Annotated in this window: 13 protein-coding genes; 12 read left to right on the top strand and 1 reads right to left on the bottom strand. The window is 44.1% G+C overall.

From position 1 onward, the window contains the following. Together SCRDD08_RS10460 and SCRDD08_RS10455 are read left to right on the top strand one after the other, a co-directional pair. Positions 1 to 1278, top strand: a 1278-nt coding sequence (locus tag SCRDD08_RS10460) for a mucin-binding protein (RefSeq protein WP_061423602.1), incomplete at its 5' end; no start/stop codon positions are given. 418 nt (positions 1279 to 1696) lie between these two features. After that, positions 1697 to 2413, top strand: coding sequence for a YebC/PmpR family DNA-binding transcriptional regulator (locus SCRDD08_RS10455; RefSeq protein ID WP_045498557.1), 717 nt, complete (start codon positions 1697 to 1699; stop codon positions 2411 to 2413). A gap of 77 nt (positions 2414 to 2490) precedes the next feature. Here SCRDD08_RS10455 and queG read toward each other — a convergent pair whose 3' ends face one another. Then, positions 2491 to 3615 carry a tRNA epoxyqueuosine(34) reductase QueG gene (gene queG / locus SCRDD08_RS10450; RefSeq protein WP_061423601.1) on the bottom strand — a complete coding sequence of 375 codons (1125 nt, stop codon included), beginning with the start codon at positions 3613 to 3615 and terminating at the stop codon, positions 2491 to 2493. Positions 3616 to 3844: 229 nt separating this feature from the next. Between queG and secA the strand changes: the two genes are divergently transcribed. The 10 genes from secA (at position 3845) to pepC (ending at position 16784) form a co-directional block, all read left to right on the top strand. Further along, positions 3845 to 6364, top strand: coding sequence for a preprotein translocase subunit SecA (secA, locus tag SCRDD08_RS10445; RefSeq protein ID WP_045498561.1), 2520 nt, complete (start codon positions 3845 to 3847; stop codon positions 6362 to 6364). Between the two features lie 16 nt (positions 6365 to 6380). After that, entirely contained in the window at positions 6381 to 7412 is a 1032-nt protein-coding gene (locus tag SCRDD08_RS10440) for a 3-deoxy-7-phosphoheptulonate synthase (RefSeq protein ID WP_015604435.1), read from the top strand. A 1-nt stretch (position 7413) separates the two neighbouring features. Beyond that, positions 7414 to 8451 (top strand): 3-deoxy-7-phosphoheptulonate synthase, encoded by a 1038-nt coding sequence (locus SCRDD08_RS10435; RefSeq protein ID WP_061423600.1) that lies wholly within the window; start codon positions 7414 to 7416, stop codon positions 8449 to 8451. 198 nt (positions 8452 to 8649) lie between these two features. Beyond that, entirely contained in the window at positions 8650 to 9012 is a 363-nt protein-coding gene (acpS, locus tag SCRDD08_RS10430) for a holo-ACP synthase (protein WP_061423599.1), read from the top strand. Beyond that, a complete protein-coding gene (gene alr / locus SCRDD08_RS10425; RefSeq protein WP_061423598.1) occupies positions 9002 to 10108 on the top strand; it encodes an alanine racemase in 1107 nt (368 codons plus the stop codon). Before acpS ends, alr begins: the two co-directional genes overlap by 11 nt. Positions 10109 to 10139: 31 nt before the next feature. Beyond that, on the top strand, positions 10140 to 12155 hold the full coding sequence (gene recG, locus SCRDD08_RS10420; RefSeq protein WP_061423597.1) for an ATP-dependent DNA helicase RecG: 2016 nt from the start codon (positions 10140 to 10142) through the stop codon (positions 12153 to 12155). A 314-nt stretch (positions 12156 to 12469) separates the two neighbouring features. Next, positions 12470 to 13930: a nicotinate phosphoribosyltransferase gene (locus SCRDD08_RS10415; protein ID WP_048763723.1), complete on the top strand. Its 1461-nt coding sequence runs from the start codon at positions 12470 to 12472 to the stop codon at positions 13928 to 13930. Next, entirely contained in the window at positions 13927 to 14751 is an 825-nt protein-coding gene (gene nadE, locus SCRDD08_RS10410) for an ammonia-dependent NAD(+) synthetase (RefSeq protein WP_061423596.1), read from the top strand. The genes SCRDD08_RS10415 and nadE overlap by 4 nt, the downstream gene beginning before the upstream one ends. Before the next feature lie 47 nt (positions 14752 to 14798). Continuing rightward, positions 14799 to 15353: a GNAT family N-acetyltransferase gene (locus SCRDD08_RS10405; RefSeq protein WP_061423595.1), complete on the top strand. Its 555-nt coding sequence runs from the start codon at positions 14799 to 14801 to the stop codon at positions 15351 to 15353. Positions 15354 to 15437: 84 nt separating this feature from the next. Next, positions 15438 to 16784, top strand: coding sequence for an aminopeptidase C (gene pepC, locus SCRDD08_RS10400; RefSeq protein ID WP_061423594.1), 1347 nt, complete (start codon positions 15438 to 15440; stop codon positions 16782 to 16784). Positions 16785 to 16832: the final 48 nt, after the last annotated feature.

Below are 16832 nucleotides of genomic sequence, written 5' to 3'. Positions count from 1 at the left end.
ATGCGTCAGGTTGTAGTACCATTCAATCCAAATAATCCACCGAAACCAAACGATCCAATGGATCCTAAGAATCCGGATGGACCTAAGTGGACAGATGATAAGATCAAGTCAGCTCAACAAGAGGCTGTGAAAGAATTGAGCCGTACGATCAAGTACGTATACGAAGATGGTAAAGAAGCAGCACCAAGCTTCACAGATAGCGCTAAATTCACGCGTATTCTGAAGATCAATGTCGTAACGAAAGCGATCGTAGAAAAAGGCCCATGGACATCACAAGATGACGTGATCAAGGGACAAACTTCACCAGACATCAAGGGTTACGTAGCGGATAAAGCAAGCGTAGCAGATGTGAAGGTTACAGCAGACTCAGCTAAACCAGCAGATGAAGTCGTAACTTACAAGAAGGCTGATCAAAAAGCAACCATCACCTTCGTAGACCAAGCTAAGAAAGAATTGGCGAAGATCTCAGAAGGCGGTAAGTCAGGTGAACCAATTAGCCGTGACCAATACCTTGCGAAGTTGAAAGAATTGACTAACCAAGGTTACAAGGTTGTGAACGATGAGTTCAAGGATCCACAAAACTTTGATGATGATGCAAGCAAGGACCAAAACTTCACTGTTCAATTGGAAGAAAGCATTGTGCCATTCAATCCAAATAATCCACCGAAACCAAACGATCCAATGGATCCAAACAATCCGGATGGACCTAAGTGGACAGATGATAAGATCAAGTCAGCTCAACAAGAAGCTGTGAAAGAATTGAGCCGTACGATCAAGTACGTATACGAAGATGGTAAAGAAGCAGCACCAAGCTTCACAGACAGCGCTAAATTCACGCGTATTCTGAAGATCAACGTCGTAACGAAAGCGATCGTAGAAAAAGGCCCATGGACATCACAAGACGACGTGATCAAGGGACAAACTTCACCAGACATCAAGGGTTACGTAGCGGATAAAGCAAGCGTAGCAGATGTGAAGGTTACAGCAGACTCAGCTAAACCAGCAGATGAAGTCGTAACTTACAAGAAGGTAGAAGTTCCACCTACACCGACACCAACTCCGGAACCAAAACCAGAACCAAAACCTGTTCCACCAACTCCAGCTCCGGTACCAAATAAACAAGTACCGAACAAGCCAGTGGAACCGAAAGTTCCTGGAACTACTGCTCTGCCAAATACAGGTGAGAAATCATCTTCAGCAGCAGTGCTTGGTTTAGGAATTGTTGCAACACTCGCAGGTGTCAGCTTGATTAAACCAAGATTGAAAGAAGAAGATTAATTCTTTCTAGCTTGGATAGTAATCACTGAAGAGTTGTGAACGATTAGTTAACAGCTCGCAAAAATTGATAACTTCGTAAAGAAGTTATCGATTTTTTATTTATTTGATTAGCTAACTTTGGTAATAAGAAATGAGAGAATATTCTAGTAAAATAGGAGATTTACTGGAGAATGATAGGGATATCACCTCAAAGTTATTGGTATTATTCATTTTACTATCGAGAGAATGTAATGACTGATCTCGGTATTTTAAAAGGTATAAGGAACTAGTACTCTAATTTTTTCTATATCTAGTTCGTACTTCAGCAGATAATTTTAGGGAATTGGGGACTTTCCTGTTTTTGTTGGATGATTTTTCGCCTTTCCTGTGTTATAATAAGGAAGATTAAAAATGTAGAATAGTTAAAGGAGAAATTCCAATGGGACGTAAGTGGGCCAATATTGTAGCTAAGAAAACAGCTAAAGACGGCGCAAACTCAAAAGTTTATGCTAAATTCGGTGTAGAGATCTATGTAGCAGCGAAAAAAGGTGAACCAGATCCTGAGTTGAACACAGCCCTTAAGTTCGTTATTGATCGCGCTAAGCAAGCGCAAGTGCCAAAGCATGTTATTGACAAGGCGATTGACAAGGCTAAGGGAAATACAGATGAAACCTTTACAGAAGGTCGTTATGAAGGCTTTGGGCCAAATGGTTCTATGCTGATCGTTGATACCTTGACTTCGAATGTCAACCGAACTGCGGCCAATGTCCGTGCAGCCTTTGGGAAAAATGGCGGAAACATGGGAGCTAGTGGCTCTGTGTCTTATCTTTTTGATAATAAAGGCGTTATCGTTTTTGCTGGTGATGATGCAGATAGCATCTTTGAATTGCTTTTAGAAGCAGATGTAGATGTGGACGATGTAGAGGCTGAAGAAGGAAGTATCACAGTTTATACAGCGCCAACTGATCTACATAAAGCAATTGTAGCTTTGCGTGAATCTGGTATCCAAGAATTCCAAGTGACAGAGCTGGAAATGATTCCTCAGTCAGAAGTAGAATTAACAGGAGAAGATTTAGAAACCTTCGAAAAATTGTATAGTGTCCTTGAAGACGATGAAGATGTCCAAAAAATATACACCAACGTAGATGGCTTCTAATTGAATAACATAAAAATACAGTCTGATTAATATAAGCTGCGTTCTAAGGCAGTTTCTAAATCAGACTGTATTTATTTTTAGTTAGTTAAGTGAAATTTTTTTAGGAATTGTTCCTGTTCCTCTTTGATAGCTTCTGTGGGATTTTTCACAGCAAGAATCATCTCAATCATTTCAGGATTGGCTTCGCGTACTAGCTGACTGAGAGCCCAGATGGCCGTAGCGATATGGATAGGATTTTGCCCTTTATCGATAATTTCTAGCAGTTTGGGAATAGCAGAGCGGTCATTAGCATTGGCTAGAGCAATGATGGCATTGCGCTGCAGGATGTTTTTGCCCCGCCAGCTACCTGCTATATGGCCAAATTTTTCCTTAAATTGACCATTAGAAAGTTCCAAGAAAGGTAGGAGCTCTGGATGGGCCAGTTCAGGGTCGATCTCAGTTGCGAGTGGATTGTCTAAACCTTTATTATAGGGGCAGCAAATTTGGCAGATGTCGCAACCATAGATGACTGTCTTGATTTTTTTGCGAAATTCTAGGTCCATGATGCCCTTATCTTGGGTTTGAAAAGACAGGCAGCGCTTGGCGTTCATAGTCCCATCGCCAATCAGGCAGGAGGTAGGACAGGCTGTCACGCAGCGATTGCAGTCTCCACAATCATAGTCGACAGGTTGGTCAGGTTCAATATCCAGATTGGTAATGAGTTCGCCTAAAAACATATAGGAGCCAAATTCTTTGGAGATGACTAAGCCGTTCTTGCCGATAAAGCCGATTCCTGCTCGTCGTGCTACGGCGGTGTCGACCAGAGCACCTGTATCTACCATGCCTTTATATTCAAAGTTGGCGGTTAACTCCTCAATTCCTTTTGCAAGCCGATCTAGCTTGTCTTGTAGAACATAGTGATAGTCTAGCCCCCAGCTGTTGGGAGTGAACTTTCCTCGTTTGTAGGCTGTTTTTTGTGGCTGTTGCTTGAGCTTGTGGGGATAGGCGACTGCGATAGAGATGATGGTCTTAGCCGAGGCCAAACTCAGCTTGGGCTTAATTCGCTCCTCGATGTTTTTATGTTCAAATCCTGAATTTCGACCTTCTTCTACAGCCAAGCGCAGCGACTTCTCCAGATAGTCAAAGTCATCTGCTGTCGTGAAGCCAATTTTAGAAATGCCAATTTCTTTTGATAATTTGATAATTTCTTCTTTGATATTCATTGCTATTATTATATCGAAATTATGAGAATTATGCGAGAAACTACTTCGTGAAAACCATGATTATTTAGCAAATTTGAGTGCAAGAAGAGTTAGGCAGATAAGCGTGTAAATTGAGAAATGACAGCCTTTCAAGCCAATTGCTAAATGGATTATTTCTTGAAAGATATGGGGAAACATGCTATAATGAGAGGAAACATTTATAAACAGAACATAGCGAGTAAGGAATAAAATGGCTAATATTTTAAAAAAAATCATCGAAAATGATAAAGGTGAAATAAGAAAATTAGAAAAGATGGCGGACAAGGTCATGTCCTATGAGGACGAAATGGCAGCCTTGACCGATGAGGAACTGCAAGCAAAAACGGTTGAATTTAAGGAACGTTATGCTAATGGTGAAACTTTAGATCAACTTTTGTTTGAAGCATTTGCAGTTGTCCGCGAAGGAGCTAAGCGTGTCTTAGGTCTTTTCCCATATAAGGTTCAGATTATGGGGGGGATTGTCCTTCACCATGGTGATGTGCCAGAAATGCGTACGGGGGAAGGGAAAACCCTGACAGCGACTATGCCTGTTTACCTGAATGCCTTATCTGGTCAAGGAGTTCACGTTGTTACAGTCAATGAATACTTGTCTGAGCGTGATGCGACTGAGATGGGTGAACTTTATTCTTGGTTGGGACTTTCTGTTGGTATCAACCTAGCATCTAAGTCACCAATGGAAAAAAGAGAAGCTTATGCTTGTGACATCACCTACTCAACCAACTCTGAAATTGGTTTTGACTACCTGCGCGATAACATGGTGGTTCGGGCTGAAAATATGGTGCAGCGCCCGCTTAACTATGCCTTGGTTGACGAGGTGGATTCTATCTTGATTGACGAAGCGCGTACGCCATTGATCGTGTCAGGACCGACAGCTTCTGATACGAATCAGCTTTATTACAGAGCGGATAGCTTTGTGAAAACACTTCAAAAAGATGACTATATCATTGATATCCCATCTAAGACGATTGGTTTGTCAGATTCTGGTATTGACAAGGCTGAAAGTTACTTTAACTTAGAAAATCTATACGATCTTGAGAATGTTGCTTTAACGCACTTTATCGACAATGCCTTGCGTGCTAACTATATTATGACCTTAGATGTGGATTATGTCGTGAGCGAAAAGCAGGAAATCCTCATTGTTGACCAATTTACTGGACGTACAATGGAAGGTCGTCGTTTCTCTGATGGACTCCACCAAGCGATTGAAGCAAAAGAAGCTGTGCCTATCCAAGAAGAATCAAAGACATCTGCTTCGATTACTTACCAGAACCTTTTCCGTATGTATAAAAAGCTGTCAGGGATGACAGGGACTGGTAAGACAGAAGAAGAAGAATTCCGTGAAATTTATAATATTCGCGTAATTCCAATTCCAACTAACCGTCCGGTCCAACGTATTGACCATCCAGATTTGCTGTATCCTAGCTTGGAAGCGAAGTTTAAAGCAGTCGTGGAAGACGTCAAGGAACGCTACAAAACAGGTCAGCCTGTCTTGGTCGGTACAGTATCGGTTGACACGAGTGACTATCTTTCTCAAAAATTAGTGGCTGCAGGAATTCCTCATGAAGTTCTGAATGCTAAAAACCACTATAAAGAGGCACAGATTATCATGAATGCTGGTCAACGTGGTGCTATTACCATAGCGACCAACATGGCTGGACGTGGTACCGATATTAAGCTAGGTGAAGGTGTGCGTGAATTGGGTGGACTTTGTGTCATCGGTACAGAGCGCCATGAAAGCCGCCGGATTGATAACCAGCTTCGTGGACGTTCAGGTCGTCAAGGGGATCCAGGTGAATCACAATTCTACCTATCTCTAGAAGACGATTTGATGAAACGTTTCGGTTCAGAGCGCATTAAGGCCGTGCTAGACCGGATGAATCTGAGCGAAGAAGAATCCGTCATCAAGTCTCGGATGCTGACGCGTCAGGTTGAAGGGGCTCAAAAACGGGTTGAAGGAAATAACTACGATACTCGTAAGCAAGTCCTCCAATATGACGATGTCATGCGTGAACAACGTGAAATTATCTATTCTCAACGCTATGATGTCATCACAGCAGATCGTGATTTGGCTCCAGAAATCCATGCTATGATCCGTCGGACGATTAATCGGATTGTGGATGGAAGCAGCCATTCAGACCATGATGAAAGAATTGAAGCGATTCTGAATTTTGCTAAATATAACCTTGTAGCGGAGGATTCTATCTCAGCTGACGATTTAGAAGGTAAATCAAATCAAGAGATTAAAGATTACTTGATGGAACGAGCTTCTGAAGTTTATGCCAATCAGGTTTCTAAACTTCGTGATGAAGAAGCAGTTCAAGAGTTCCAAAAAGTGCTGATCCTACGTGTTGTAGATAATAAATGGACAGATCATATCGACGCCTTGGATCAATTGCGTCAGGCTGTGGGACTTCGTGGCTATGCTCAGAACAATCCAGTTGTTGAATATCAGGCAGAAGGTTTCCGGATGTTTAATGATATGATCGGCTCTATCGAGTTTGATGTGACTCGTCTCATGATGAAAGCACAGATCCATGAGCAAGAACGTCCACGTACAGAGCACAGTATCAGCACGACAGCTACTCGAAACATTGCTGCCCAAAACCCAAATCTTCCAAAAAATGTTGATTTATCCTCTGTAAAAAGAAATGATTTATGTCCATGTGGTTCAGGTAAGAAATTTAAAAACTGTCATGGTCGCAAGAAGTAGTTTATAAGGAGAGAAGATGACCTTTAAAGCAACTAGTCAACCAATCAATGTAGCAGAAGTGCGTCAGCTTGCTAAGCTAGAAGGTTCTATTCTAGCTCGTAAGCAAGAACGGGATCGCCAACTAGAAGCCATTATCCGTGGTGAGGATGATCGTATCCTTTTGGTTATCGGTCCTTGCTCTTCAGACAATGAAGAAGCTGTCTTGGAATACGCTAAGCGTTTGGCAGCTCTTCAGGAAGAAGTCAAAGATCGGATCTTTATGGTGATGCGGGTTTATACAGCCAAGCCACGGACCAATGGTGATGGCTACAAGGGCTTGATTCACCAGCCTAATGCGACAGCGGCGCCTAGCCTAATCAACGGTATTAAGGCGGTTCGCAACTTGCATTATCGCGTGATTTCAGAAACTGGAATGACGACGGCTGACGAGATGCTTTATCCAGAAAATCTTCCTCTAGTAGATGATTTGATTTCCTATATGGCAATCGGTGCTCGTTCTGTTGAAGATCAGCAGCATCGCTTTGTAGCCAGTGGGGCGGATTTCCCTACTGGTTTGAAAAATCCAACATCTGGAAATCTAAATGTCATGTTTAATGGCATTTATGCGGCTCAAAACAAACAGAGCTTCCTCTTTGCCAATCGGGAAGTAGAGACGAGTGGAAATCCTTTGGCTCATGCGATTCTGCGTGGTGCCATCAATGAATATGGGAAGAACATTCCGAACTACTATTATGATAATCTGCTGGACACAATCGCCCAGTATGAAGCAATGGGATTAGAAAATCCATTTATTATCATTGATACCAACCATGACAACTCTGGCAAGCAGTATTTGGAGCAAGTCCGTATTGTTCGTCAGACTTTGATCAACCGCGACTGGAATGATAAAATCAAGAAGGTTGTTCGTGGCTTTATGATTGAATCTTACTTGGAAGATGGCCGACAAAATGAACCAGAAGTCTTTGGCAAATCTATCACAGATCCATGCCTAGGCTGGGACAAGACGGTCGAACTCGTCCATGAGATATACGACACACTAGGTAAATAATATGGCATTTATAGAAAAAGGTCAGGAAATTGATATCGAGCAGATTAAGTCTGCAACGATTTTGTCAGACCAAGCTCTGAAAAAGAAACATCAGCGTGATCAGGAATTAGCCGCCATCATCAAGGGAGAAGATCAACGCTTGCTCTTGGTTATTGGCCCCTGTTCATCTGACAATGAAGAGGCGGTACTGGAGTACGCTCGCCGATTGGCTGACCTGCAGCAGAAGGTGGCGGATAAGATTTTTATCGTCATGCGGGTCTATACTGCCAAGCCTCGGACCAATGGGGACGGCTATAAAGGGCTCGTTCACCAGCCAGATACTTCAAAAAGTCCAAGCTTGATCAATGGGTTAAAGGCAGTGCGCCAGCTTCATTACCGAGTCATTACTGAGACAGGCTTGACTACTGCTGATGAAATGCTCTATCCTTCCAATCTAGTGCTGGTAGATGATTTGGTCAGTTACCATGCCGTAGGTGCTCGTTCGGTTGAGGACCAAGAACATCGTTTTGTGGCTTCTGGTATTGATGCGCCAGTCGGTATGAAAAATCCAACATCTGGCAATCTTGGAGTCATGTTTAATGCCGTCTATGCTGCTCAAAATAAGCAAATCTTCCTTTATCATGGTCAGGAAGTGGAAACTCTAGGTAATCCCCTGGCGCACGTGATTTTGCGTGGTGCGTTAGATGAGTACGGTAAGAACAAGCCTAACTTCTATTACGAAAATCTTCTGGATGTGATCAAACGCTATGAAGAAATGAAGCTGTCCAATCCTTTTATCCTGATTGATACCAACCATGATAATTCTGGCAAGCAGTATTTGGAGCAGATCCGGATCATCCGTCAGACTCTGATCAACTGTGCTTGGAATGAGCAGATCAAGAAGGCTGTACGTGGTTTCATGATTGAATCCTATTTGGAGGATGGCCGCCAGAATGAGCCAGAAGTCTTTGGTAAGTCCATTACCGATCCTTGCTTGGGCTGGGATAAGACAGAAGAACTCATTCAGGAAATCTATGGAACCTTAGAAAAAGAAGCTTAAATAGAAAGGATTAGGAGGCTTTTGTAGAAGTCTACTAACGAATATAGGCAAGCTCATACTCTACGAAAATCTAATTTTGATGATGTTAAACCTCTTTGATGCATTTCAGTGTCATTCTCATCGGTTTGCCTTGTCGAAATTAGATTTTCTTTCAATCTCCTTGGGAGAAAGATCTTGCTTTGTATTCCTAATAGAAGTATGATAAGAGGACACGGAATAGATATAGAAGAGATTTCCAGCATTGGTCGGGCCTACGAGAAGAATGAGCGCTTTGCTGAGAAAATCTTGACAACTCAGGAGTTGGCTCGATTTAGCTCCTTAAAGGGCAAGCGCAAGCTGGAATATTTGGCAGGTCGCTGGTCAGCTAAAGAAGCCTTTGCCAAGGCTTGGGGAACCGGTATTGGCCCTGTGACTTTTCAAGATTTGGAAATTTTAAATGATGATAAGGGGGCACCTTATTTTAGTAAGTCCCCCTTTGCTGGTTCGGTATGGCTATCAATCAGCCATGCTGGAAATCTGGTGACCGCCAGTGTGATTTTGGAGGAAGACAATGAAAGCTAGTCTACATAGACCCACTAAAGCAGTCATAGACCTGTCTGCTATTGCATTTAATATTGAGCAAATTGTGGCTCATATTCCCCAGTCGGTCCAGAAGTGGGCAGTAGTCAAGGCCAATGCTTATGGACATGGTGCGGTTCCTGTCTCTCAGTATATTCAGCCGCTTGTAGATGGTTTTTGCGTGTCCAATATTGACGAAGCCCTCGAACTACGAGAAGCTGGCATTACTAAATCCATTCTTATTTTGGGTGTTTCTTCATTGGAGGCTGTGCCTTTAGCGATCCAGCAGCAGATTACCCTGACAGTGGCTAGCCTAGCTTGGATGGAGGAGCTCTTGAGCCAGCAAGCTGATCTGACAGGCTTGACCGTCCATATCAAGATTGATTCAGGTATGGGACGCATTGGCTTTCGTGATAGTCAAGAAGCCCAGCAAGCAATTAGCCGCCTGCAAGCAGCAGGAGCTGTGGTAGAAGGAATTTTCACTCATTTTGCAACAGCTGACGAATTAGATACAAGTCATTTTGTAGCTCAATTAAATCGCTTTAAAGAGGTCTTGAGTGAGTTAGCTTTCTTGCCACCGATTGTGCATGCTAGTAACTCTGCCACAACTCTTTGGCACAGTGACACGATTATGAATGCTGTTCGGCTGGGGGATATTATCTATGGGCTGAATCCTAGCGGACGAGTGCTGGACTTGCCTTATGAGGTCAAACCAGCTCTAAGCTTAGAATCTGCCTTGGTTCACGTCAAAGAAATTCAAGCAGGCGCCCATGTCGGCTATGGGGCGACCTATACCAGTGATAGTCCGCAAATCATTGGAACCATTCCTTTGGGTTACGCTGATGGCTGGACTCGTGATATGCAGGGCTTTGATGTCTTGATCGATGGTCATCGCTGTCCTATTGTTGGCCGAGTTTCCATGGACCAGATTACAGTACGCTTGCCTCGAGTCTACCCTTTGGGAACGCAGGTAGTCTTGATTGGGCAGAGTGGAGCTGAGCTTATCACAGCGACAGATGTGGCAGAAAAGCGTGGCACGATCAATTATGAAGTGGTCTGCTTAATCAGCGACAGGGTACCGAGAGAGTATAAAAAGTAAAAGATAATCAAGAAGAAGGAAAGGAGACAGGATGAATCTGCATCAGGCTTTGACGGCCCTGCCAGGAGTGGGGCCAAAATCGGCTGAAAAATTTAAAAAACTAGGCCTTGAGAGCCTGCAGGATCTCCTGCTCTATTTTCCTTTTCGCTATGAAGATTTTAAGAGTAAGAATGTCCTTGATTTAGAAGATGGAGAAAAGGCGGTCATTTCTGGGATCGTCGCGACTCCAGCTAATGTCCAGTACTATGGCTACAAGCGCAATCGCCTGCGTTTTACGATCAAGCAGGGAGAAGTCGCGATTGCAGTCAACTTTTTCAACCAGCCTTATCTAGCAGATAAGATCGAACTGGGAGCGACGGTGGCTATTTTTGGTAAATGGGATAAAGCCAAGGCTAGTCTGACGGGGATGAAGGTGTTAGCTCAGGTTGAAGACGACTTGCAGCCAGTTTATCGAGTTGCCCAAGGAATTAGTCAGGCCAGTCTAGTCAAGCTGATTAAGGTGGCCTTTGACCAAGGTCTGGATCAGTTATTGGAGGAAAATCTTCCTCCTGTCCTTCTGGAGCGCTACCAGCTTTTGGGGCGCACTCAAGCTGTGCGTGCTATGCACTTTCCTAGGGACTTAGCGGAATACAAGCAGGCCCTGCGTCGAGTCAAGTTTGAAGAACTTTTTTATTTTCAGATGCAACTGCAGGTTTTGAAGCATGAGACTAAGGATGTCAGTCAGGGACTGGCTATTCCTTGGCAGGAAAAAATGCTGGATCAAAAGAAGGCTGCATTGCCATTTGACCTGACGGAAGCTCAAGAGCGAAGTCTGGAAGAAATTCTCAGTGATTTGCAATCGCCTGCCCACATGAACCGCCTCCTGCAGGGAGATGTTGGTAGTGGTAAGACAGTGGTGGCTGGTTTGGCTATGTATGCCGCCTATACGGCAGGTTACCAGTCGGCTTTGATGGTTCCGACAGAAATTTTGGCTGAGCAGCATTTGGACAGTCTGACTCAGCTCTTTCCTGAACTGAATTTAGCCCTCCTAACTGGTGGTATGAAAGCTGCTGAACGCAGAGAGACTTTAGCTGCCATAGAGTCGGGGCAAGTAGATATGGTGGTCGGCACCCATGCCTTGATTCAGGAAGGGGTGGTCTATCGTCGACTTGGCTTAGTCATCATTGATGAGCAACATCGTTTTGGGGTGGACCAGCGTCGGATTTTGCGGGAAAAAGGGAATAATCCAGACGTCCTCATGATGACGGCCACGCCTATTCCTCGGACTTTGGCTATTACCGCTTTTGGTGACATGGATGTCTCTATCATCGACCAGATGCCAGCTGGCCGCAAGCCTATTATCACTCGCTGGGTCAAGCACGAGCAGTTGGAAGTGGTCTTGGACTGGATGAAAAAAGAGCTGGCCAAGGGTGCCCAAGTCTACTTTATTTCTCCCTTGATTGAGGAATCAGAGGCCTTGGACTTGAAAAACGCGATTGCTCTAGAGGAAGAACTTAAGGCCTACTTTGCCAATCAGGCTCAAGTGGCTCTCCTTCACGGCCGCATGAAAAATGACGAAAAAGAGGCCATTATGCAGGACTTCAAGGATGGGAAAACGGATATTCTAGTGTCAACCACAGTCATTGAAGTCGGCGTCAATGTTCCGAATGCAACCATCATGGTTATCATGGATGCCGACCGATTCGGACTCAGCCAGCTTCATCAGCTGCGGGGACGAGTTGGTCGGGGAAATAAGCAATCGTATGCCGTTCTGGTTGCCAATCCCAAGACAGAGTCTGGCAAGAAACGGATGAAAATCATGACTGAGACGACAGATGGCTTTGTTCTGGCTGAGGAAGACCTCAAGATGCGTGGTTCTGGTGAAATTTTTGGGACCCGCCAGTCTGGTATTCCAGAGTTTCAGGTGGCGGACATCGTGGAGGATTATCCCATTTTGGAAGAAGCGCGCAAGGTAGCCAGTCAAATCGTCGCCAATCCTAGCTGGCGGCAGGATGCCAACTGGCACCTAGTATCCCTGCATCTAGCAAAACGCGATTATCTGGACTAGTAAGATAAAGTTTGGATTTATTTGTTTAAGCTTTCTGCAAGAAAATTCTAAGCCTTCCTTAAGCTTTAAGACCTATAATAAAAGCATCAAAAGAAACGAGGTGGCAAAAATGAAAGTAGCAGTTAAAGTAACCTATAAAAAAGAATTCAAACAGATGCGCCGCGTGAACAAGACTTATGGAATCTAATAATTCCAAGTGAAAGATAAAAAAAGATACCTCCGGAAGAAATTCTGGAGGTATTTTGCTATTGAATCAAGGCTTTCTTACAATTTATGTTATAATATAGAATAACTATGATAAAAGGAGCTCAATTATGTTTCCAGATGACAGTTTGACTTTACATACAGACTTATATCAAATCAATATGATGCAGGTTTATTTCAACGAGGGTATCCATAATAAGCGTGCTGTTTTTGAAGTCTATTTCCGCAAGAATCCTTTTAATAATGGCTATGCTGTTTTTGCGGGCTTGGAGAGGATTGTGGCTTATCTGAATGATTTGACATTCAGTCAGACGGATTTAGACTATTTAGCGTCTTTGGGCTATAATGGAGCTTTCTTAGAGTACTTACGCGATTTCAAGATGCAGCTGACCGTGCGTTCTGCTAAAGAAGGAGATTTGGTTTTTGCCAATGAACCGATTGTTCAGGTCGAAGGGCCGCTGGCTCAATGTCAGTTGGTAGAAACAGCTATTTTAAATATCGTGAATTTCCAAACCTTGATTGCGACCAAGGCAGCTCGCATCCGCTCTGTGATCGAAGATGAGCCGTTGATGGAGTTTGGTACCCGTCGTGCTCAGGAAATGGATGCGGCGATTTGGGGTACGCGGGCGGCCGTTATCGGTGGAGCCAATGGCACCAGCAATGTTCGGGCAGGTAAGCTCTTTGATATTCCCGTTCTGGGGACGCATGCCCATGCACTTGTGCAGGTTTATGGCAATGATTACGAAGCTTTCAAGGCTTATGCAAGCACTCATCGGGACTGTGTGTTTTTGGTAGACACCTACGATACCCTTCGGATCGGTGTTCCTACGGCCATCCGTGTAGCGCGTGAATTTGGGGATAAAATCAATTTCTTAGGTGTGCGGATCGATTCTGGAGACTTGGCCTATATTTCTAAAAAAGTTCGCCAGCAGTTAGATGAAGCGGGCTTCCCTGATGCTAAGATTTATGCATCCAATGATCTGGACGAAAATACCATTCTCAACTTGAAAATGCAAAAGGCTAAGATTGATGTCTGGGGTGTGGGAACCAAGCTGATTACTGCTTACGATCAGCCAGCTCTGGGTGCCGTTTACAAAATTGTAGCGATTGAAGATGAGAATGGACACTTGCGCAACACCATCAAGCTCTCCAACAATGCTGAAAAGGTTTCGACTCCGGGCAAGAAGCAGGTTTGGCGGATTACCAGCCGTGAAAAAGGCAAGTCTGAGGGCGACTACATCACTTATGACGGTGTGGATGTCAATCATCAGGAGGAGCTAGAAATGTTCCATCCGACTTATACTTATATCAATAAAACAGTCAAGAATTTTGATGCGGTGCCGCTCTTGGTGGATATTTATAAAGAAGGTCAGCTTGTCTACGATTTGCCGAGCCTGTCTGAGATTCAGGACTATGCCCGCCAAGAATTTGACAAACTCTGGGACGAGTACAAACGGGTTCTCAATCCACAAGATTATCCGGTCGATTTGGCGCGTGATATTTGGCAGGACAAGATGGACTTGATTGACCAGATGCGCAAGAAAGCCTACCAGACAGGAGCAGAAAAATGAGCCTACAAGAAGAAATCATCGCTCAACTGGGCGTTAAACCAATCATTGATCCGGAGGAAGAAATCCGCAAGTCGGTGGACTTTCTCAAGGCCTATCTGAGAAAACATCCTTTTTTGAAAAGCTATGTTTTGGGCATTTCTGGTGGTCAGGACTCAACCTTGGCAGGGCGTTTGGCCCAGATAGCTGTAGAAGAAATGCGGGCAGAGACTGGAGATGAGAGCTATCGTTTTATCGCTGTCCGCCTGCCTTACGGCATTCAAGCAGATGAAGACGATGCCCAAAAGGCTCTGGCTTTCATCCAACCTGATATCAGTCTGACAGTCAATATCAAGGAATCCGCTGATGCCATGACAGCTGCCGTAGAGGCAACAGGTGCCAAAGTCTCTGATTTTAACAAGGGCAATATCAAGGCCCGCAGCCGTATGATTGCCCAGTATGCTTTGGCTGGTTCATACAGCGGGGCTGTCATTGGGACCGATCACGCAGCAGAAAATATTACGGCCTTTTTCACCAAGTTTGGGGATGGCGGAGCAGATATCTTACCACTTTACCGCCTCAATAAACGACAAGGCAAGCAGCTTTTGATCGCCTTAGGAGCGGATCCGGCTCTCTATGAAAAGGTGCCGACAGCTGATTTGGAAGAGGAAAAACCGGGGATTGCCGATGAAGTCGCTCTAGGCGTGACCTATAATGAAATTGACGACTATCTCGAAGGGAAGTCCGTTTCAGCCCAAGCACAAGAAACGATCGAGTCTTGGTGGCACAAAGGTCAGCACAAACGCCATTTGCCGATTACGATTTTTGATGAATTTTGGAAGTGAAAATCTCGATCGAAACTTTTTAGTTTGAGCTAAGAAACGAGGAAGCTATGAAAAAGACAGGTACACAGTCTATTGAAACCAAACGTCTTTTGCTAAGACCTTTTCTGGAATCGGATGCTCAGGCTATGTATGACAATTGGGCTTCTCGTCCGGACAATTTGCTGCATGTGACTTGGGATGCTCATGAGAGTCCTGATGTTACCCAACAGTCTATTGCTCGCTGGGTTGAGAATTATCAAAACTTGGATTTTTACAAGTGGGCTATCTGCCTAAAAGAAAATCCTGATTCTGTCATTGGGGACATCAGCGTGGTGGATAGAGATGATACGGTTAATGCTTGCGAGGTCGGTTATATTCTAAGTAAAGACTATTGGGGGCAGGGGCTGATGACAGAAGCTTTGAAAGCTGTTTTGAACTACCTCTTGCAAGACGCAGAATTCAATCGTGTCACAGCAAGATTTGTAACAGCCAATCCAGCTTCGGGGCGTGTTATGACTAAAGCTGGCATGAGCTACGAAGGTACTTTCCGTCAGGCTGTATTTCATAAAGGACAAGTCAAAGATTTTTCCGTCTATGGGATCCTAAAATCAGATTTAAAATAAAAAAAAGTTAGGCTTGCCTAACTTTTTTGCTTGCGCTCTTTTTTTAAAGTTCTATAATAGATGTATAATGACAAGGAGGATTCTATGAATTCATTAAAACAAGATTTTACAGATAAGTTATACGCTGCTTATGAGGCTGACCCCAAGTATGCGGCAATGGAAAATGCTATTAGCCACAATGGTCTATTGACTTCTTTGGAAAAACGGACTGCTGCTGTAGAAAATGCACCTGTTTTCTCACTGGATCTCACCAAAGACAAGGTCAGCGACCAGAAGGCTTCTGGCCGTTGCTGGATGTTTGCAGCTCTCAATACCTTCCGTCACAAGATGATTGCGGGCTTCCAGCTGGAGGACTTTGAACTGTCTCAGGCTCATACCTTCTTTTGGGATAAGTATGAAAAGTCCAACTGGTTCTTGGAGCAGGTTTTGGCAACGGCTGACCAAGAATTGACCAGCCGTAAGGTCAAGTTTCTCCTAGACACGCCTCAGCAGGATGGCGGTCAGTGGGATATGGTCGTGGCACTTTTTGAGAAATACGGTGTCGTGCCTAAGTCAGTCTATCCAGAGTCAATTTCATCCAGCAATAGCCGTGAGCTCAACCAGTTGCTCAATAAACTCTTGCGTCAGGATGCGCAAATCTTGCGTGAATTGGCCCTGAATGGTGCAGATGAGGCTACGCTACAAGCTAAGAAAGAAGCTTTGCTGCAGGAAATTTTCAACTTTTTAGCGATGTCGTTGGGCTTACCGCCTCGGAAGTTTGACTTTGCATATCGAGACAAGGACGGTAATTACCATAGAGAAGCTAATTTGACTCCGCAGTCCTTTTACCAAAAATATGTAGACCTGAAGCTAGATGACTATGTGTCTATCATTAATGCGCCAACAGCGGATAAACCTTATGGCAAGTCTTACACAGTCGAGATGTTGGGCAATGTAGTCGGCGGTAAACCTGTTCGCTATTTGAATGTAGAAATGAAACGTCTCAAGGAATTGGCAATCGCTCAGATGCAGGCTGGTGAGACCGTTTGGTTTGGCTCTGATGTGGGTCAGTCCAGCAATCGCAAGGCTGGTATCATGGAAGCAGGTATGCATGATTTAACCTCTAGCATGGATATCCAGTTGACCCAAGATAAGGCTGGCCGTCTTGATTACAGCGAAAGTCTCATGACTCACGCAATGGTACTGGCTGGAGTAGACTTGGATGAAAAGGGACAAGCTAAAAAATGGAAGGTAGAAAATTCTTGGGGTGAAAAGGTTGGAGATAAGGGCTACTTTGTCGCCAGCGACGCTTGGATGGATGAGTACACTTACCAAATCGTAGTCAGAAAAGAATTCTTGACTCCAGAAGAGTTGGCAGCCTACAATGCTGAGCCAATTGTCCTAGCACCGTGGGATCCAATGGGAGCTCTTGCTAATGGCGAAATGATTTGATAGGATGAGCAATTGCAGAAAGCTATTGATTTATTTAAACATAAAAAA

The sequence above is a fragment of the Streptococcus cristatus genome (genome assembly GCF_001578775.1).
GTDB lineage: Bacteria > Bacillota > Bacilli > Lactobacillales > Streptococcaceae > Streptococcus > Streptococcus cristatus_A.
Note: the sequence above shows the minus strand (reverse complement) of the source record. Positions and strands in the feature narration are given on the sequence as shown.

Coding starts and splice junctions, on each gene's coding strand:
- SCRDD08_RS10455 (WP_045498557.1), top strand. CDS start 1,697: ATGGGACGTAAGTGGGCCAATATTGTAGCTAAGAAAACAGCTAAAGAC.
- queG (WP_061423601.1), bottom strand. CDS start 3,615: ATGAATATCAAAGAAGAAATTATCAAATTATCAAAAGAAATTGGCATT.
- secA (WP_045498561.1), top strand. CDS start 3,845: ATGGCTAATATTTTAAAAAAAATCATCGAAAATGATAAAGGTGAAATA.
- SCRDD08_RS10440 (WP_015604435.1), top strand. CDS start 6,381: ATGACCTTTAAAGCAACTAGTCAACCAATCAATGTAGCAGAAGTGCGT.
- SCRDD08_RS10435 (WP_061423600.1), top strand. CDS start 7,414: ATGGCATTTATAGAAAAAGGTCAGGAAATTGATATCGAGCAGATTAAG.
- acpS (WP_061423599.1), top strand. CDS start 8,650: ATGATAAGAGGACACGGAATAGATATAGAAGAGATTTCCAGCATTGGT.
- alr (WP_061423598.1), top strand. CDS start 9,002: ATGAAAGCTAGTCTACATAGACCCACTAAAGCAGTCATAGACCTGTCT.
- recG (WP_061423597.1), top strand. CDS start 10,140: ATGAATCTGCATCAGGCTTTGACGGCCCTGCCAGGAGTGGGGCCAAAA.
- SCRDD08_RS10415 (WP_048763723.1), top strand. CDS start 12,470: ATGTTTCCAGATGACAGTTTGACTTTACATACAGACTTATATCAAATC.
- nadE (WP_061423596.1), top strand. CDS start 13,927: ATGAGCCTACAAGAAGAAATCATCGCTCAACTGGGCGTTAAACCAATC.
- SCRDD08_RS10405 (WP_061423595.1), top strand. CDS start 14,799: ATGAAAAAGACAGGTACACAGTCTATTGAAACCAAACGTCTTTTGCTA.
- pepC (WP_061423594.1), top strand. CDS start 15,438: ATGAATTCATTAAAACAAGATTTTACAGATAAGTTATACGCTGCTTAT.